The sequence below is a fragment of the Planococcus daihaiensis genome (genome assembly GCF_049262615.1).
In the GTDB taxonomy this organism is placed as follows: Bacteria; Bacillota; Bacilli; order Bacillales_A; family Planococcaceae; genus Planococcus.
On the sequence record NZ_CP175504.1, the window covers coordinates 2,385,600 to 2,404,938 of the forward strand.

The following is a 19,339-nucleotide window of genomic DNA, read 5'->3' on the forward strand; positions in this document are numbered from 1 at the left end:
TCAAACGTACTAACGGGAAAGAAATGAGGCTCGGAGGATATGAGAGCAGATGACATAAAAACAATAGAGCAATTGATCGAGGCGATTCGGAGCTTATGGGAGGAACGATCGATCCGCCGCTTGCGTGAGTGGCTGGCAGAATTAGAAACTGAAGACGATTATTATCGGTTGATTCGCTTGGCGGATCAGGCGGACCTATATAAATACAGCAATCTTCTTTCGACGCATGCCCATAAGCGTTTTGGTACCATGCGCCCGTTTGCATGGCAATGCATGCGTTTGTTGGAGACGGGGAAAAGCCTGGAGGCGGAAGAACGCATGACGGCGCGACTCCATGTCGTGGCAGATTCGGATCTTACTGTGGACGAACGGGTGTCGGCGTATATGGTGTTGTTCCGCGTGTTCTGTCAGTTGAACCGCATGCCGGAAGCGAAAGAGCAGTTGGAAAAAATTAAGGAAGCGAAAGGTTCATTGTTTCCGGATTTTGAGGCATTTTATTACCTCCACAGCGGCAATTGGGAACGGGCAGAAGAAATGTTGAGAACCGCGCTATTGTTTGAGACAGCTGAGCGCAATGTGTTTGTGCGCAGCTTATTGGCCGATCATTTGTCGATGACGGGGCGCCAAAGTGAGGCGCTCGAGTTGCTGCGGGAAGGGCAGGCTGCGTATCCGGAAAATTGGTCGTTTTGGATGGAGCAGGTGAGACAACTTTTTCACCTGGGCCGTTGCGAGGAAACGATGCGTCTGATGGAAGACATCAATGCGAAAAATCCGTATCACGACCACCGGGATGCTTACGTTTTTCTGACAGCGGATTGTCTGTATAAGCTGGAGAAATGGGATGAGCTCGAAGCCTGGACCCGCCAACATCAGGCGGTATTGGAACAGACGATATACGGCAAAACGTCCATTCAGCGGGACGGCATCCGAAAACAGCTTGAGCTGACGCCGAAGGTCCAGAAGCTCGACTATTGCATGCCGGCTTCGCTGTCGATTATGCTCGAGGCATTCGGTATGGACATCAGCCAGGACGAAATCGCAACCCATGTATTTGACGTGACGGGTTCGAAGTTGCGGACGACGATGGAGTATATGGAATCACTCGGCTTAAGGGGCCGGTATTTCAAAGGCACCATCGAGCTTTATAAAGGGATGGTCGATGCCGGTGTGCCGGTGCTGCTGTCGATGCTGATCGAGAACAATTCACATGTGCAGGTTTTGGTCGGTTATGACGACCGGTTGCAATGCATAATCATCCAAGATCCGAACGAGCAGGTGCCGTTTTTGGTGCCTTACGCGGAGATGAAAGACATCTATAAAATGACCGATTCGCTCAGCATGGTCTTCGTCAGGGAACAGCAGGCGAATTTATTGGCAGAGCTGAACGAGGCAGAGCATCATTTCTATGAACAGCTGTATGCGTTTTTGGAAGAAGAGGAACTGGAAAGTGAGGCATTCATCACTTTTTTGGAGGAGCATATTGAGGAACGCTACGCGGCCGTAGTCGGGATTTCGGTTTTGTTTTCCGACCGGGCGAAAGCGCTTCACGGCAAATGGGTCGAGCGGCTGCGACGGGAATTCGGGCCGAATGATGCGGCTTTAGCGTTGTTGGTGGCACATATGCATTACCAGAAGAATGAATTGCCCGAAGCGATTGAGTGCCTGGCTGCAGTCAATGAAAAGAACAGCCCGTATGCACTGTTTTTATGGGGCGTCATTCTGCTGAACCAGAACAGCCACATGCAAGCGATTCCGTATCTCAAAGCGTCGATTGAATTGGACCATTACCAGCCGTCCGCTTACAGCCATTTGGCGCGCTGTTATATGGAAGCGGGCAAGATCCATCAGGCTTATAAATGGTCGCAGGTTGCAATCGGGCAGATGCCGTCGGATGTTTACGTGCAGATCACGCATGGCCTGATCCAGTATGAATCAGGTGCATTCGCAAAAGCGCTGGGGCGATTCCGTAAATTGAGTGGGGAACATCCGGAGGACGGTTATTTTATCTATGAAATCGGCCGCTGCCTATTGGCGCTTCGCGAAGAGGAGGCGGCGATCGACTCTTTCGAGCGTTATATTGAAATGGCGCCGGCGCTGCCGTATTCCTATCTGCGCCTTGCCGAAATCCATATGGCGGCAGAAAACTGGACAGAGGCACTGTCCGTGGTCAATCGGGGCCTCGAGCATACGGATAATAAAGACATATTCCACGTCTACCGGGGGCATATCGCCGTCGAACAGGAGCGGTATGCAAAAGCGGAAGAGGAATACCGCAAAGCGTTTGAACTCGATCCGGAGGATTTGTTTTCGTTGACCTTAATCGCCCATAGTCTCGTGAAACAGGACCGCTTTGCGTCGGCTGTTGAGCTGTTAAATGAATATGCCCCAAAAGGCGATGCCGACTATTTTATCCACTCGTCAACGATGCTATGGGACGAATGGTCTGGATATGCCGGGAAGCAGCAGGCTGTCACGCTTCTGGAGAAGGGGCTTGAAAAGAAAGGGCTTCAAGACTATAAGGATATGGCGATGCAATACGCGGATTTCGGAGGCCATCCATTGTTCCGCAACCGTGTGCTGAATCGTTTCAAGGAAATGCGGAAAACAGAAACGGATGCAACTTTGCTTTGCATCGAAGGGCAGTTGCATGAACAGGCAGGAAACAGCCGCTTTGCCCGTCTGCTTTACGAACAGGCGCTTGAGAAAGAACCGAGTGCGCAGGCCCATTTCCAGCTCGGCATGCTGGAAGTGGAAGCGGACCGGCTGGAAGAGGCGATTCCGCATTTTATTCGAAGTGCGGAACTGGATTCCGGCAATTCAGCGGTGCGGGAAGCGCTGATCAAAACCTATACAGCAATGGAAGATATTCCGCGAGCATATGCAGCGGCTTTAATACTATTGCAGAACGATCCGCTCAAAATCGATTTCAAGGAATTGTTTGAACTGGCGTTGACAGAGGAAGCGGTCAAGACAATTGCGAAGACGATGGAAAGGGTGGTCGATCAGGTGCCGGATGAATGGCTGCTCGTCGGCAAGGCGCATTGCGCTGAAAAAGATGGCCGCCTGGAGGAAGCGGAAGACTTATTCGAAAAGGCAAAAGCGCTGGACGGAGCCTTTCCTTCCTACTACCAGCTCGCGGAATTCTATGTGCGAAGAGGGCAGTTGAAACGCGCTGCGCTGATATTGGAGGACCTGATGGCCGAGCGCCCGGAAGACGAACGGCTTTACAGGGAATTCGTCCGGGTCTGCGCGCAAATGGGCAAAACACATGACATCAACAAGCGCCTGAAAAAACAGCTTAAAGGGGAAGAACTGGGACTCGCGCAGTCTTATTGCGCCGACGAGCTTGGTCAGTGGTTTATCGAAACAGAGGAACAAGCGGAACTGGAACGCGGTAAAAAAAGCCGAATTGGCAAACTGCGCCACGCCGCACAGCGGATCCGGGTGTCGACGACTGTTTTTATCCTTTTTGGTGAAGCGAGAAAGCGGGCGCCAGAAAGTGAAATGCCTGTGCTGCAGCACGCGGCGTTTTGTTTGGACCGCGGAATGGCCAAGAAGGCAATCGATGGATTGGAGCCGTTCGTGAAACGCACCGGCAATTACGAAGCGGCGAGTCTGCAGCTGGTGGCGACCATTCAACTGGCGATTGAAAAAGAATCGGAAAAACTTCTTAACAAAGCCAACAAACTGGCGGAAAACTTGCATAAACAACAGCCAGCTGACGCGGCAGTTCTGATGTTGTGGGGCAACACATTGGCGTCAATGACTGAAACGGATAAGGCGCTGGAGAAATATGAACACGTCATCCGCCTGGAACCGTTCAACGGAGAGCCTTACGTCCGTATCCTGGAAATCCTGTCTGAGGAAAGAAAAGGGGAAGTACCGGCATTGCTGGCGCGGATTCCGGAAGAATTGGAAAGCAACGAATGGATTCGGCTGGCGCGTGGCATGAGCCATATGACAATGGGGGATGCGACAGTGGGGCATGAACTCCTGGCAGCGTTGACGCAAGAGGAAAGTGAGTTCTCGCCCGCCTTTTACGAGCTGGCGCGCTGTGAAATGATGCTCGGCAATAAAGCGGGGGCAATCGCGGCGTTACGTGAATTGTTCAGTAAAGATGACGGCGGGATGTTTGTGATGGCTATCGGTGAAGAACCATTGTTTGAAGCGATTTATGAAGATATCGATGAACTGGTGGAGGAAATGGTGTAGAAGAAAAAATACGAAGGCGCACTCAATTGTGAGTGCGCCTTTTTATAATAAGTAAAACGAAAAGATGAAACTATCCCTGCGAAACGGCAATTTCCTTGCTGATGATTTCGTTGTAATAATCAGGGGCATAATATTTCAGGACGATCAACCCACGAAGCGTATTCATCGCACCGATCTTATTCGTCTCCATTTTAAAATGGAGTCGGCCTGAATGAGTTGGCCCTTTGTTCAGATACCCTTTTTCAAATTTCTTTCTGAGCAAATTTAACCCTTCCTCCAATGCCGGTTCATACGGATACCTGATGGATGCAAAATAAACCAGCGCGCGCAGGACGTCGTATTTCCATCTGGCAGGGAAATGGAACTGGACGATATAGGGAAGAATGATTTCATGGGTCGATTCCCTTCTCATAAGATTGCGGCGCAGCAAATAAGCCTGGCCTGCCGCAATCTGTTCTTTGATCGCGGGGAGCAGAGCGCGATAGCCATGCTTTTCGTAATCGGCATAGGCTTCCAGCACAGACAGCGTGGTGTGGATGGAACTTTTGGTGCTGGAGCCGTGAACGGCGGAGCAGTTCCATCCGCCGTCGGGCATCTGCCATTTGAGCAAATACTGGATCATGTCGTCAACAACGGAGGACGAATGATTGCCATATGTTAACAAGCTTACGAACATGGCCACGACACAAACGTCATCTTCCTCATGCTTTTCCGGGTTCCACATACGGTCGAGCAATGTCTCCAACCCTTGCTGATAAATGGGGTGCTGCGGATCAATCTCGAGCGTTTGCAAATCGCGCATCGTATAAAATGTCGAAATCCATTTGGGTCCGTAAATGCCGTTGCCCCAGGTGTGCGTTTCTTTATTATAATGGGAAAGAAATTCCCCAATCCAGCCGTCAGCGGAGTAGGGGCTCTCTTCGCTGAGAAGGTAAATTTGGGTCTGCCGTTTGACAGCGGGATCGCTGTCCAGCAAAAAATCCATTATTTTCATCCAGTTAACCTCCTGCGACAGAGTTCAGAAATCGTATTGGCTGCTGAATCTAGCAACCAGGTCATCGATTTGCTGTTCCCTTTTTTTATTGGACCAATTGATCACGCCGGAAGCTTGTACTTCGGCGCCGTTAGCTTTGAGCAATTTTTTCATTTGGGACAAGGCAAAACTGCCACCCATCCACTTGTACGGAAATTGTTCAGTCAAAAAGCAGGAGACATTTTTTGTGTCGAAAACGGGTATTTGTTTAAGATAGAGATGAAACCCGGGACATAGGTTAAAGGCCTGGACCCATGCGCCGAAAATCAGTGCATCATAGCCGGTCGCTTCGGGAATGCGATCCAATTTTATGTTCTTTGGATTGTGCTCTGGATCCGTGTTATCGAGGTTTTGCATTTTGTGCAGCGTAACCTCATGGCCGATGCTTTGCAGTTTCTCGCGGATTCTTTCACCTACAAGCAAGGTGTGGCCCGTCTGAGAATGCACGATAATTCCGATATTCATGACTTTTCCCTCCATTCCACTCATTTTTTTCGACGTGCAGTCATGGCAGGTGAAAGTGAGAATTTGACGGCTGTCATTCATTACTTAAGTACTTCAATGCATAACCGGAATTTCCTCTATTCATGGCAATGAAAGTCTGGGAAATAATGAAAAGTCAGGGAGGTGGAGTAATAATGAAGAACGATGGGAGTTTTGAAACGGGGGCGAGCCATGGCATGCCAAATAAGATAAAAGCAGAGATGACAGAGTCACTGCCATCAGCGGTAAAAAATTGGCTCCATGCGATTGGGGCTGTCGGCCGTGAGCCAATCCACAGTATTCGCCTGAAGCAAACAGGGACGATAAAACTGAAGCCAGAGCAGAGAGAGTGGACTGCATCCGAATCAGAACAAATCACCCACACGGATCCGCCCGCGTTCCGTTGGGATGTGAAGATGAAACTCGCCCCAGGCATCTATGTGACGGGAAAAGACAGCTTCGAGCAAGGCAAAGGCAGCATGCGCATCAAGCTTGGCGGCATCATGCCGATTTCGAAAACGATGGAAAATGAAAAGACCGACCAGTCGTCGTTGCAGCGTTACTTGATGGAACTGGCCTGGTACCCGACAGCGGCGGTCGGTCCGTATATTTCCTGGGAGGCAGAAGATGATTACACGGCAATTGCGACGCTGAAGTATGCCGGTTTGAAAGGCTCCGCAACATTCTATTTCGATGAACAATATGAATTGCTGAAAGTGGAGGCTTGGCGCTATAAGGAAAGTGATGATGACTCACGCTTGGTGTTATGCACGGGCGCCATCAAAGAACAACAGTGGGTGGACGGATTGAAGATTCCGGTGGAAATTGAGATCAGTTGGCTGCTCGAACACGGTCCGTTTACGTGGTATCGGTTCAGAGCAAGCGATATCCGGTTTAATTCCAAGTGAATTCTCGTGCCCTGAAGCTGGAATGAAAAAAGCAACAGGCATCCTTTTGAAGAGGGTGCCTGTTGCTTATTATGAAATCGGAGCGGCCGAACTTGCGGCCCGTTCTTTTTTGCCGTGCAGCACATAGTACAGAATGGAAGCGGCGAGTGCCGTAAATCCGAGTATGACATACAAGGTGCTGAAGCCGGTCAACGGAATGATGAAGCCGAGAATATAAGGACCGAAACCGAGCCCGGCATCCAGAAAGATGAAGAAAGTTGAAGTCGCGAGCCCCATCCGATGAGGAGGAGTCAGCTTGACGGCGATGGCCTGGGTCGTTGACTGCAAGTTGCCGAAACCAAAGCCGATGAGAACGGCTGCAGTTAAAAAGCTGAGGCTGCTGGTTGCTGTACTCAGGAGCAAAAGCCCTGCAGCCAAGGCTACAAATGCGGGGTACATGACAAAATTCGCACCTCTAATATCCATTAAACGGCCGGTAAAGGGGCGCGAAATCAGGACGGCTATTGCATAAACAACAAAAAAGAAGCTGGCGGTCTCAACCAAATCGATTTCAATCGCATAAAAATTGATGAACGAAAGAATGCTGGAAAAACATAAAGCGGCTGTAAAGGTGATCAGCGCGATGGGCAAAGCCCTTGGCTCCAGAAAATCGGATATTTTGAATCCTTTTGTTTTGTCGCTTTTCACGGAATAATCCACAGCCGGCACTTTTACGAAAAGAGCAAAAGCGAGACTGATAATCCCGAAAACGACACAAAGAGCGAAAATCATTTCAAAACTGGTGCGCTGGCTCATAAACAGGCCGATAAATGGTCCGATGGCCGTTGCGAGCGTCGAACTCATGCTGAAATAGCCGATTCCTTCACCTTTTCGGGTCATGGGAATAATCTGCGCCACGATGGTTCCCGCGGCAGTGCTTGCCATCCCGAGCGTCATGCCGTGAAGAAAACGGTTAGTCATCAGAAACGGCAGACCGAGGTTCACAAAATACAGCAGGGTGGTCAATACGAATAAAATCAATCCGATGATCAAAGTTCGTTTGCGTCCGATCTTTTCGATCAGCCTGCCGATGATTATGCGTCCGGTCATGGTACCGATAATGGCAATGCCCGTTGCCAGGCCTGCTTCGCTTGTTGTAGCATCGAATTCCGCTACGGCATAGACAGCGATGGTGACGATTAATAGAAAGAAGACTAAAGTTAAGAAAAAATTGACGGTGGAAATAAGGACGAATTCCTTCGTCCAGAGTTTTGGTTTATTTAAATTCACTTGGTGTCTCCTTAGCTGGTAAAGTATGGTGGAAGGGATCTGGATGTTCTTCTTCAGAGGATAACTATAGCGGAACAGCCTCTTGAACACAAGGGTTTAAACGCCTGGAATATGGGAACACGGGCTTTTATTGGGAGCCTGCTATCTGATTGAACGGTTCACAGAAAAGGGAAATCAGCTTTTAGACAATGGTCCATAAAAAGGTTATGCTTAACGCAGTTCACTTACCACTTTTGCAGTGAGGAGAACGAAAGGATGATCGAAATGGCATTTTTGGACAAACTGAACGCAATAAAAGACAAGTCGGTTGAAAAAGGCAAAGCGCATTGGGAAGAAAACAAAGACGATTATAAAGAAAAAGCCACGACATATAAAGAAAAAGCGATGGTCATGAAAGACGAAGTTGCGAATAAGATCAAAGAGAAAACGAAGAAGTAAAAGGAGCGCTGCACATTGCAGCGCTTTTTTCATGGATGCTTTTCGAGGGCGAAACTTGCGAAAAAACGTCAGAATGTGCTGAACGCCGGAATAACTTTTTGAGCGCCGGAATAATTTCCTGAACGCCGATATTCGCTTGAACGGCGTTCTCATAATGAGGAAAAGCGGTGCAAGAAGCTCGAAAAAGCTTTATTTTGATCAAAATCACTTTAAAAGTTAAGGTCGAAAGACAAATGGATGCTTTTCGCGGGCGAAAAGCGAAAAGAATAAAAGAAATTGAGATTCTCAATCGACCACGTCCCAAAACAGAAAATGAACCTTTTGCCTGTTATTTTATTGTTATGGCATGGCCGAATAGATGATATGATTAGAAGATAATGAAATCTTGCAGGCCGAACTTTGTATGGTCGCAGAATTAATATTTTCAGATTTTAGAACAGGTGATGGAATGGTTCAGACAGCGATAAATACATATAAAACGTCAATCAGAATAACCAAAACCGCTTCAGAAAAAATGAGAGGGTTCGGCATCAGCGAGCGCTCGTTTTTTAATGGGGCGAAGCCGTTCAAGGTGTTTATGGAACGCTATCCGTCTGGCGCGGATGGCTCTCTTTCGGTTGCGCTGTTTTTGGGACCGGAGGAAGCGCGGCGTGTGGCGGACAATGTGGATGGCGTAATCGTTCTCCATTGCGTATTCCGCAACCATCAATTGCTGGTGGCGAATGTGACGCTGCGAAAAGCTTATCAGGCGATCGGCACCAACTGGCAGCGGGAAGAGTCGGTCATTTTTACGGATTCGCGCGATCCGGTGCCGGTCGCGTTCATCAATTTGATCAACCGTATGACGCCGGCAAAAGAGCGATCGGAGTATGTCAAAAAACGGATTTCCAGCTGGGAAGGCTATTTGAAGATCCAGGAACAGGGGATGGATATTCCTGATATCAAATCGGCGTACTCGAACCTCGCGTTCAGCCATGACTTCAGCCGCATCACATTGACGGGATGCCAGATGAACGACAAGGAATGGAAGTCGCTGCGCAATTTAAGCGTGCGGCTCACCGGAATCGACGGAGATGTCGGTACGGTTATGAAGGCTTCAAAAAGAATCGTTGAAATCGAACTGAATACATACATCATCAAACAGCTGCGGGAGAAAGGGCATAACCTTGCCAAAAGAGAAGTGGTCTTCAGCAATTTCGCAGCGTTAAGCCAAATCCGCAGACTGCGCCAGGGCTTTACGAATCTGGAGAAAGGGCTGGCGGTAAATCCGCAGCTTGACCGCCTCCTATTCGAAGAGAAGCCGAACGTGGCACCACTGAAAGCATTGGAGAAGTTGACGTATCACAACCGGCTGAACGAGTTTCAGCAACAGGCCGTGTCGGGGGCGATTGCGGCGGAAGATTTGTACGTCATCCAAGGGCCGCCGGGAACGGGCAAGACCACCGTTATTTCGGAAATCTGTTTGCAGAACGCAAAAAAGGGAATGCGGACGCTTGTCGCCTCGCAGTCGAATCTCGCAGTCGATAATGCGCTCGGGCGTTTATTGTCCAATAAAGATATTCGCATTCTGCGTGTCGGACGCACCGAAAGCATCGAAGAAGAAGGCAAGAAATTCATCGAAGAAAACGTGGGCCAGTATTGGAAAGACAGTACGTTAAAGGAAATCACAGCACAATACGAAATGCGCAAAAAGCGCGAAGTGGAGCTGGCAGAAAAACTCGAAGTGACCGAACGGGCGTATGCGGAATTGCAGCCGGTCTTTGAAGGCCTAAAGCAAGCCGTGGCGGATAAAAAAGATGCGGCCGTGAAACAAAAAGACATTGAAAACTTGTTGGATAAAGAGCGGCATAAACTCGAAGCGTTCGAACTCCAAAGGGCACAATCCCAGCAGGAAGAGCAGGAGAGCGAACAAAAACTCGCAAAGCTTGCAACAGCGATTGCCAAAGACCAGGCGCTCCTTGAAAGCGGCAAAACGCTCGACTGGTACCAGCAGGAACTGGAGCGTGTCGGATCGTTGATCAAGCAGCTCGAACAAGCGCGTCAAGAAAAACAGCTGGCAGAAGAACTGGCAGACAAGAAACGGGAAATTGACGTTATTAGGGAAAAGCTTAAAAAAGTGCGCGATTCCATTGGCGATAAAGTGGGAGCCCTTGAAGCTATTGAAAGCATCAAAAAAGTGGACGGCTTGCTGGAGCTGATGGCGCAGCAACAGATTGAAGAAACAACGGCCATCACGTATTCCATGGGGAAATTGGATATGATCCGGGACAAGATGAAAGAACGGAAACAGCTGGAGAAATTGAATGCCAGCTTAACAGCGGCCATCGCGTATGTGGAGAAATTGCTGGCACCTGCCGGCATTGACCTTGAAAAAGTGAGAGAAAACGCGGTGACCAGCGGGGAAGCATTCACGCTGTCCGATATTGAACAGTTTTTGGAGAAGCTGCGTGCATTTCTGAAGAGTTCGCCGAGCGTCGATTCTGCAGCACTTGGAAAAGCATTAACCGGTTTGTATAAGCGGCAAAACGAACTATGGCGAAGAGGCGCGGAGCTGAAACCGTCTGACGTCTACATCGATAATTCCAAGCGGGCATTTCAGGAATTAAAAGGAGCACTCGGCGCAGAACTGTTGAAACAGCAACAACATTCGACTGCTTTGGACAGAGAATGGTCTGAAGAACTGGACGGAATGCAACAGGAACTGGATGCTCTTGGACGGCGCGCAGGACAATTGGCGGTCACTATCGACATTCCGGCTGATATTGAAGCGGCCATTCGTGAGCAGAAAGTGGAAGTGGAGGAGCTTGAAAAAGACAAAGCTTCTTTTGAGCAGCTCGGCCAGCGTCTGGAACAACTGCAAAGGGAACAGCTGCAGGAAACCGATGCGCTTGGCATCATCCAGAATAGAATGGGTGAAATCAATGCGGTACTCGCGCAGGTGCAGGAACGCATCGCGAACCATGAAAAGGAGAGGGATGCACTCCTAGCAATCCTGTCTTCCGATCCGGAAGCCGAATACGAAACAACGGCGAAAAGGGTCGCCAGTCTGTCATTCGACAAGGAATCGCTCAAGCAGGAACTGAAAAATTTGCCGCTGATGCAAACGATTCAGCAGAAGTGGCTGACGTTATTGGCAGATGCCAATGACCATGATTTGGATGAGATCCGCAAATTGTATATCAAGCATGCCAATGTCATCGGGACGACATGCGTTGCTTCGGCGCGCAAGGATTTTATTGATAATTACCCGGAATTTGATGTTGTGATCATCGACGAAGTGTCGAAAGCGACACCGCCGGAATTGTTGCTGCCGATGCTGAAAGGCAAGAAAATCATTCTCGTCGGCGACCATCACCAATTGCCGCCGCTGCTCGGCAACGACACGCTGGAAGAAACGCTTGAGGAAATGATCAAAGAGAACAGCGGCTTTGAGGAAAAGCGGGAACTTGAGAAGCTGCTGGAAGAGTCGCTGTTTGAACGTTTGTACAAAAACTTGCCGGAGTCGAACAAGACGATGCTGGCGATTCAATACCGGATGCACGAAGACATCATGGAGACGATTTCGCCGTTCTATAAATTCGACAACGACCAATTGCAATGCGGGTTGGCGGATTCGGACCGGGAGCGCGATCACTTCCTGGAATCACCCGGTGTAAAACGCAGCAACCACTTGATGTGGCTCGATTTGCCGAATGAACCAGCGTATTTCGAGGAACGGATGAGCGGCGGGAAAAGTTTGTACAATCCGGCAGAGCTGCAGGAAATCAGCCGCTTGCTGGTGGAACTGAACGGCGCTGTTGCGGAAGCGAAAGAAGCCGGTCGCATCGAGCCTGATGAACTGAAAACGGTTGGCGTCATTTCGTTCTACGGTGAACAGGTGAAACGCCTGCAGCGCATGATCGACCAGGAATTGCGCTTGCCGCATTTGACGATCCGCACGGGCACCGTCGATCGCTTCCAGGGCAGTGAAATGGAAATCATCCTGCTGAGCATGGTGCGCAATAACCAAAACAATCACGGCGACATCGGCTTTGCCAAAGATTACCGCCGGCTGAATGTTGCCTTGTCGCGCGCCAAACAATTATTGGTGATGATCGGCAGTTCGGATATGTTCACGAAGCGGGCGAAAAAAGAGGAAACCAAACGGATGTATCGACACGTACTTGAAACGGTTGAAAAGAAAAACGGTTTGAAAGTCTTGCAGAAGGGGTGAAGGGATGGAAGAGCTGATAAAAAAACTCGGCGCAAGTGCAGCACAGAATCCGGATGTGTCGATCCGGAACACAGCTGTTTGGCGATTGCCGATTGTTGTTGTGGATGTGTCGTACGATCGGGTCAAGCGGCTGAAGATGGATATTCTGATGAAGATGCTGTTGTTTGCGTTTCAGCAATCGGAAATTCGCCGTGCCGCCACCCTTGCCGAGATGCTGTCTGTGGAAGAGCTCTTCATCAGCGACTTGATCGACAAGATGCAGCGCACGGGCTTGACTCTGCTTGGAAAGAAGGGCTATGTGCTGACGCCGAAAGGCTATGATTATCTCGAAAAAGGTATTTTCGAAGAAGCGCTGGACGGCGGACAGGCACAGATTTTTTATAGTGCAGTTCATGACGACTACCGATTGGTAGAAGATGAACGTCCGCCGGCTGATGAAGGGCTTGCGGTATACCGCTATGCGGTGGAAAAGAGCGCGGAAAGAGAGCCCATGCTTGAACTTCTTGCTAAAGAAATGGACTCGACAGAGGAGAATTTCCAAATTCTTGTCTCGGGAATTTCTGACTTTGAAGAACTCGATACCGACTACGTGGCTTGTATCGAATTTCAGCTATACGACCAGAAACAGGATGTTTTTTTTGCCCGCGTCTGGAATGGCGGAACACGGGAATGGGATGAAACGCTGGAGAAGCAAATAGAAGAGCGGGAACTTGTGGACTGGCGTGTGTCGATGGAAGCGGAAGTTGAAGCTGCCGAAAAGGTGTAATTTTAATATGCTCTGTCGTTATTTTGGGCAAGCGGAATTTAAATGAAAAAAGGTGTGGAAACGTTTGCCGTTTCCACACCTTTTCTGATAGTAATTACTGTTTAGCGTTTTTATATTGCATGTAAACCACTTGTGTAGCCAGAAAGTCTTCCATGCCGTGCTTGCCATCGGCACCGCCAAGTCCTGATTGGCGCATGCCGGCATGGTAGCCTTGAACAGCTTCGAAATTTTCACGGTTGACGTAAGTCTCTCCGAATTTCATTTCGTTGACGACCCGCATTGCTTCGTTCAGGTCATCGGTATACACGGAAGATGATAACCCGAATATGGTATCATTTGCTTTTTCGATCGCTTCATCCAATGTTTTGAAAGTGGTGATCGGCAGGACGGGACCGAAAATTTCTTCGCGAATAATTTCCGAATCGTGCGACACATTGGTCAGAATCGTCGGTTTGTAGAAAAATCCGGATTCGATATCTGTCCGCTCGCCGCCTGTAGCGACTGCAGCGCCTTGTGCAACTGCTTGTTTGACCATACTTTCAACCGTTTCAAGCCGGTCTTGGCTGATTAATGGCCCCATTTCAACATTTTTATCTTTCCGCGGATTGCCTAGTTTTTTCGATTCAAACGCCTGAATCAGCTTTTCGGTCAATTCCTCGGCGACACTTTCGTGCACATAAAGGCGTTCGGCGTTTGTACAGGCCTGTCCGGCATTTGCGAGCCGTGAAGTGGTGATAGCCTTAGCCGCAAGATCGAGGTCGGCATTTTGGGTCACAATTGCCGGTGCTTTGCCGCCTAATTCCAGATTGACTTTGGTGATGTTTTGGGCTGCAGCTTCCATCACTTTCGTTCCAGCCTCCACGCTTCCGGTCATCGTGATCAATTGGACTTTTTTATGAGCGGCCAGCGCATTGCCGATTTCGGAACCGGTTCCCGTCACAACATTATAAACACCGGCAGGAATATCATCCATCGCATCGATAATTTTCGTGAATTCCATGGCTGTATTCGGCGTCTGCTGGCTGGGCTTAATGACAATCGTGCAGCCGGTCACTAAAGCGGTAGCAACTTTCCGGGCTAAAATAAAAACCGGAAAGTTCCACGGAATAATACCGGCGACAACGCCGATCGGCTTTTTATAAATGAAGATATTTTCGTTGGGGCGGTCACTCGGCACGATTTCGCCTTCGATTCTTCGTGCCCATTCAGACATATAACGGAAATAATCGATGGCGAGATCAACTTCGCCGCTTGCCAGTTCATAATCTTTTCCTTGTTCTTCCTGAAGCAGGTCGATGAACGTATCCCGTTTTTTGGCAATTTCATCGCCCAGCCTTCGAACGATTTTCCCGCGTTCGATGTTGGGGGTCAGTTCCCATGCCTGTTGCGCCTGGAAAGCTGATTCTACCGCTTTATCAACATCCTTCTCATTGCCTTTTGGTATTTGTGAAATAATTTCTTCAGTGGCAGGGTTAATGACGTCGATCCAGTCATCTCCAGTGGAATCTATATATTTGCCGTTCACATACAATTGATGTTTTTGCAAATCAGTTCCTCCTAATTTATCGTTTATAGTTTCTTTTCCCCCTGTCCGAAGTGTTAAACGAATGACTCAAGACAAGAGGAGCGCTTGGAGCAGGAGAATGGAGGGAATCTGAGATAAAAAAATCTCCCGGACAAAGGCGTCCGGGAGACTTTTGTGTTTATATTTCTGTTTCCTACTTCATGCTTCACTTTTCGCAATCGATTGCGTAGACTCGGCCGGTTGAGCAGTTCGCTCACACACTAGGATCTCCCGCAGGAATAAAGCTTTTTTCGCGATGCAGCGGTCGATGATGGTAAAGCCGGCTTCTTCGATCATATGGTCGATCGATTCAATGGTCACGACGATCAGTTTTTCCGTGAAAGGCTGTGCGTGCTTCAGAATGTCCAGCTGTTCAGCGGGCGTCACATGCGTATAAAGGTTATAGGGCATGTCGATGATGGCGACGTCGTATTGTTGTATGATGTCAGCGATCGGCCCCAACTCCACATTTCCGGTCAATCCGAAATGAGCGATGTTTTCCCGCGAACCATCGACGACAAGCGGATTGATGTCCCGCCCGACAATGTCGATTCCCATCGACAAGGCTTCAACCAGCACCGTTCCAATGCCGCAGCACGGATCAATTGCCTTAACGCCGGCAGGGTCTGGAACCGCGATATTGGCGATGGCGCGTGCCACTTTCGTACTCAGCGCTGTGGAATACTCCCGCGGTTTTTGCTGATGGCGGAACCAAACAGATTCACTTTGCTGATATTTTCCGAAATACCAGCGACCACCGAATGGGATCAAACCGAAAGTGACATCCGGATTGTGGACATCCGCTTCTCCTGTGATGGCCGCGCCGATTTGCCGTTCAATCTGGCGTTTGTCGTCAAAATCCACTTTATCGGCTAAAGCCAATCCATTAATTTTCAGGAAAATCACTTTAAATGTGGCGGTGTCCATATCGATTTCTGCTGCTTGCGCTAAGATATCGTCCAGTTCTGCAGCTTCAAACAACACTTCAATCCGTTCTTTGATGAACGGACTTCTGCTCGGGGCAAAGCCATGAACATTCTTTATGATTTTCTTATCTGTATCCTTGCCAAAAAAAGCGCGCATTTCCATTTTGCAGAGCTCTTTTTCATCTTCTGTATATGCGAATGTATAGATATATTCACCTGTCGGCGTTACTCGTTTCAATTCATCCCGTCCTTTATTTCTTGCATTCTCTAAGTTGCTTAGAATAAGTATACCAATAATAGGGGGAAATCATGTGGGTAAGGGATAGTATATATGGGCACATAACTAATTCTTTTAGAATAAAGTCTAATAATTACGGCGGGATTAAAACCAGTGTATAAAAATTAATCAAAATATTGTTGACAAAATAATCTAAACAAAGTTATAGTTTCAATATACAGAAATGTAACCGGTTACATAAAGGTTGCTTTTTTAAAACTCAAACATGTAACCGGTACCACAAAGTTGTTTTAAAATTTTCATTACTCAGAGTTCAAGCAGGGGGTGTGATATGGCAACGATAAAGGAAGTTGCAAAGCAAGCAGGAATTTCGGTAGCGACCGTATCCAGAGTGTTAAACGGAAACGGCTATGTAAAGGAATCCACAAGAGAAAAAGTGCTGCAGGTAATCAAGGAGATGGACTATGTTCCAAATTCCATAGCCATCAGTTTAAATAATAAGAAAACCCGAACCATAGGGCTGCTGCTGCCGGATATTACCAACCCATTTTTTGCTGAATTGGCCAAAGGTGTAGAGCAGGTTGCAAAGGAAAAAGGATACACCGTAATTCTCTGCAACTCCTATGAAGATCAGCAAAATGAAATCGAGCATGTCCAGATGCTGGAACAAAAATTTATTGATGGCCTGATCATGGCCTCCAATACTTTTTCTCCGGAGCAATTGTCCCGCATTAAAGTTCCGGTCGTCCTAATTGACCGCGTTATGGAAGAGCATATTTCTTCCGTAACTTCGAAAAATTATGACGGAGCCATCCTGGCTATGAATCATTTACTGGATCATGGATGCAAGAAGATAGCTCATATTTGTGGTCCATTGTCTATCGTCACTGCAAAGCAGCGCTTACAAGGATACTTGGATGTTGCGAAAGAGCAGAAATGGTTCGCCGAAAGTTTGATAGAAAACGGAAATTATGAAATTGAATCAGGATTTTCTGCCACAATCAAACTTTTGCAGGGAAATCCCGATATTGATGGTATATTTGCCGGCAATGATCTTATGGCAGTTGGATGCTTAAAGGCTTTACATTCTCTTAAGCGCAAGGTACCAGAAGAAATAGCTGTCATCGGATTTGATGGAATCAACTTTTCGAAAATCACTATTCCGGAACTCACTACCATTGCCCAGCCAATTATAGAGATGGGCTTAGTAGCTACATCCATTATTATTGACCAAATTGAGGGCACTCTAACAGAAAATGTTGTGAGAGAGTTGGAAATCAAGATTATCGAGAGAGAATCAACAAAAAGGTAGGTGAATTCCAATATGTTAGATGCCCCCAAAATAACCGTTGTCGGAAGTGCAAACGTAGACTTTGTCATCCGATCAGAGCGCTTCCCCGAAAGTGGTGAAACAATTTTAGGGCAAGATTTTGCCCAGTACGTTGGTGGTAAAGGTGCCAACCAGGCCGTTGCTGCTGCCAGACTGGGTGCGGAAGTATCACTGATTGCTGCTGTAGGGCAAGATGTGCACGGTGAACTTATTAGAGTCCAAATGGCAAAAGAAAAAATTGATATGGCAGGACTTTTGCAAACACAGAAAGCTCCAACCGGAATAGCTTCAATTGCAGTTACGAAAGAAGATAATAAAATCACAGTAATTCCAGGTGCAAATCACGAATTGACTCCAGCTTACATTCACGAAAAGGAATCAATCATCTCGAATTCGGACATTATAATCATTCAATTGGAGATTCCTTTGGAAGTTGTAAGAACTGTACTGGAAATAGCACAGAAACATCGAATTCCAACAATATTGAATCCAGCACCAGCCACTGTCCTGAACGATGAGGATTTGGAAAAAGTAACGTATTTAACTCCGAACATCAGCGAGTTGGAAGAGTTAACAAAAGAATGCAAGTTGGATGGAACAGATATAAATAGAGAGTTCGATTATTTATTCAGCAAAAAGATTGAAAATATAATTGTAACCAGAGGCAAGGATGGAGTCAGCTTCCGAAGCCGAAAAGAACAGGATATTCATCATATTCAAGGGATAGCTGTAAAGCCTGTAGATACGACCGGCGCAGGAGATACATTTAACGGCGCATTGGCATTTGCTTTAATCCGGTTCAAGGATATGGAAAAAGCCATTGTGTTTGCTAATACAGCCGCTGCCATTTCCGTAACAAAACACGGGGCACAAACGGGGATGCCATCATTTACAGAAGTTGAAGAATGCGTTACAAAAACCAATAAATTACAAAGGGGAGTATCATTATGAAAAAATTATCATTGCTAACATTCGCAATTGCAGGAAGTCTGGTTTTGGGGGCATGTGGGTCTGATTCTAATTCTGCAGAATCTTCTTCGGGCGGTACTTCTGAAGATCCAACAACAATCACATTTTCACTGGATCAACCAGCTTCGCATATTTGGGTAAAAGCTACAAACGAATTTGCGCGCTTGGTGGAAGAAAAAACTGATGGCAGTGTAATAGTTGAAGTTCATGATTCGGCCTCATTAGGAACTCAACGTGAGGCATTGGAAGGTATGGGAATCGGTACAATGGGTGGCACAGTGAGTTTGGAGCCAGTATCCGCATGGGTTGAAGAAATCGGGATTTTTGGGATTCCATACTTGTTTGAAGGCGAAGAGCATTTAAACAAGTTCCTGACAAGTGAGTCCGGTGACGAATTAAATAATCTGATGGTTGATGAAGGATTCAAACCACTTACTTATTTCATGAGAGCACCAAGACAGATTTCAAGCAATAAAAAAATTGAAACTGTGGAAGATTTACAGGGAATGAATATTCGTGTTCCTGAATCACCAACAGCTCCACCTGCATTTGAAGCAATGGGTGCCAGAGTTGTAACAATGCCAATTTCTGAAGTTTACTCAGCGTTACAACAAAATGTTATTGACGCTCAAGAAAACCCGCTTACACAAATCTATTCGGATAAATTCTATGAAGTTCAGGATTACATCACATTATCGAATCACCAATATCAAGCAGCTTACCTGATTATGAGCAACAAGATCTATGAAGAATTGTCAGAAGAACAAAGAACTGCATTGGACGAAGCCGCTCAAGAAACAAAAGAATTTGAAAGCGAATTGCATGTAGAAGAATTGGAAGCGGCTTATGCCGGGCTCGAAGAAGCAGGAGTTGAAATTACGGAAGTTGATACAGCATCATTTGCTGAAGCAGCATCACAAGCTTATTCGGGATATGACGAAGTAATGCAGGAATGGATTGAAAAAGTACAATCTGTTCAATAATTCTGGG

The 19,339-nt window shown here is 47.5% G+C and carries 14 protein-coding genes; 9 read left to right on the top strand and 5 right to left on the bottom strand.

Annotated elements, in window-relative coordinates; genetic code table 11:
• The first annotated feature begins 39 nt into the window (after positions 1 to 39).
• Positions 40 to 4,212: a tetratricopeptide repeat protein gene (locus DHX103_RS11750; protein ID WP_422122466.1), complete on the top strand. Its 4,173-nt coding sequence runs from the start codon at positions 40 to 42 to the stop codon at positions 4,210 to 4,212.
• A 70-nt stretch (positions 4,213 to 4,282) separates the two neighbouring features.
• Here DHX103_RS11750 and DHX103_RS11755 read toward each other — a convergent pair whose 3' ends face one another.
• Positions 4,283 to 5,206 carry a hypothetical protein gene (locus tag DHX103_RS11755; protein WP_422122467.1) on the bottom strand — a complete coding sequence of 308 codons (924 nt, stop codon included), beginning with the start codon at positions 5,204 to 5,206 and terminating at the stop codon, positions 4,283 to 4,285.
• Positions 5,207 to 5,230: 24 nt separating this feature from the next.
• The gene (locus DHX103_RS11760) at positions 5,231 to 5,710 is read right to left on the bottom strand and encodes a flavodoxin family protein (protein WP_422122468.1); all 480 of its coding nucleotides are present in this window, start codon (positions 5,708 to 5,710) and stop codon (positions 5,231 to 5,233) included.
• A 173-nt stretch (positions 5,711 to 5,883) separates the two neighbouring features.
• On the opposite strand from DHX103_RS11760, the gene DHX103_RS11765 reads away from it, so the two are divergent.
• Positions 5,884 to 6,636, top strand: coding sequence for a DUF6920 family protein (locus tag DHX103_RS11765; RefSeq protein WP_422122469.1), 753 nt, complete (start codon positions 5,884 to 5,886; stop codon positions 6,634 to 6,636).
• A 69-nt stretch (positions 6,637 to 6,705) separates the two neighbouring features.
• Here the strand turns inward: DHX103_RS11765 and DHX103_RS11770 are convergent, their stop codons facing one another.
• The gene (locus DHX103_RS11770) at positions 6,706 to 7,905 is read right to left on the bottom strand and encodes an MFS transporter (RefSeq protein ID WP_422122470.1); all 1,200 of its coding nucleotides are present in this window, start codon (positions 7,903 to 7,905) and stop codon (positions 6,706 to 6,708) included.
• Between the two features lie 255 nt (positions 7,906 to 8,160).
• Here DHX103_RS11770 and DHX103_RS11775 point away from each other — a divergent pair, with 255 nt between their 5' ends.
• From DHX103_RS11775 to DHX103_RS11790, 4 genes are all read left to right on the top strand, one after another.
• Positions 8,161 to 8,343, top strand: a complete 183-nt coding sequence (locus tag DHX103_RS11775; RefSeq protein ID WP_422122471.1) for a hypothetical protein — start codon at positions 8,161 to 8,163, stop codon at positions 8,341 to 8,343.
• 167 nt (positions 8,344 to 8,510) lie between these two features.
• Complete coding sequence (locus tag DHX103_RS11780; protein ID WP_422122472.1) at positions 8,511 to 8,705, top strand: hypothetical protein; 195 nt, start codon at positions 8,511 to 8,513, stop codon at positions 8,703 to 8,705.
• An 86-nt stretch (positions 8,706 to 8,791) separates the two neighbouring features.
• A complete protein-coding gene (locus DHX103_RS11785; protein WP_422122473.1) occupies positions 8,792 to 12,556 on the top strand; it encodes an AAA domain-containing protein in 3,765 nt (1,254 codons plus the stop codon).
• A gap of 4 nt (positions 12,557 to 12,560) precedes the next feature.
• The gene (locus tag DHX103_RS11790; RefSeq protein ID WP_422122474.1) at positions 12,561 to 13,322 is read left to right on the top strand and encodes a hypothetical protein; all 762 of its coding nucleotides are present in this window, start codon (positions 12,561 to 12,563) and stop codon (positions 13,320 to 13,322) included.
• A 94-nt stretch (positions 13,323 to 13,416) separates the two neighbouring features.
• Here DHX103_RS11790 and aldA read toward each other — a convergent pair whose 3' ends face one another.
• Both aldA and DHX103_RS11800 read right to left on the bottom strand, forming a co-directional pair.
• Positions 13,417 to 14,868, bottom strand: a complete 1,452-nt coding sequence (gene aldA, locus DHX103_RS11795; RefSeq protein WP_422122475.1) for an aldehyde dehydrogenase — start codon at positions 14,866 to 14,868, stop codon at positions 13,417 to 13,419.
• Between the two features lie 177 nt (positions 14,869 to 15,045).
• Positions 15,046 to 16,050, bottom strand: a complete 1,005-nt coding sequence (locus tag DHX103_RS11800) for an RNA methyltransferase (protein ID WP_422122476.1) — start codon at positions 16,048 to 16,050, stop codon at positions 15,046 to 15,048.
• 331 nt (positions 16,051 to 16,381) lie between these two features.
• Here DHX103_RS11800 and DHX103_RS11805 point away from each other — a divergent pair, with 331 nt between their 5' ends.
• Genes DHX103_RS11805 through DHX103_RS11815 form a run of 3 tightly spaced genes read left to right on the top strand, consistent with a single transcriptional unit; the run spans position 16,382 to position 19,332 of the window.
• Positions 16,382 to 17,362 carry a LacI family DNA-binding transcriptional regulator gene (locus tag DHX103_RS11805; RefSeq protein ID WP_422122477.1) on the top strand — a complete coding sequence of 327 codons (981 nt, stop codon included), beginning with the start codon at positions 16,382 to 16,384 and terminating at the stop codon, positions 17,360 to 17,362.
• Positions 17,363 to 17,374: 12 nt separating this feature from the next.
• Positions 17,375 to 18,331, top strand: coding sequence for a ribokinase (gene rbsK, locus DHX103_RS11810; RefSeq protein WP_422122478.1), 957 nt, complete (start codon positions 17,375 to 17,377; stop codon positions 18,329 to 18,331).
• Positions 18,328 to 19,332 carry a TRAP transporter substrate-binding protein gene (locus DHX103_RS11815; protein WP_422122479.1) on the top strand — a complete coding sequence of 335 codons (1,005 nt, stop codon included), beginning with the start codon at positions 18,328 to 18,330 and terminating at the stop codon, positions 19,330 to 19,332. Before rbsK ends, DHX103_RS11815 begins: the two co-directional genes overlap by 4 nt.
• Positions 19,333 to 19,339 lie beyond the last annotated feature (7 nt).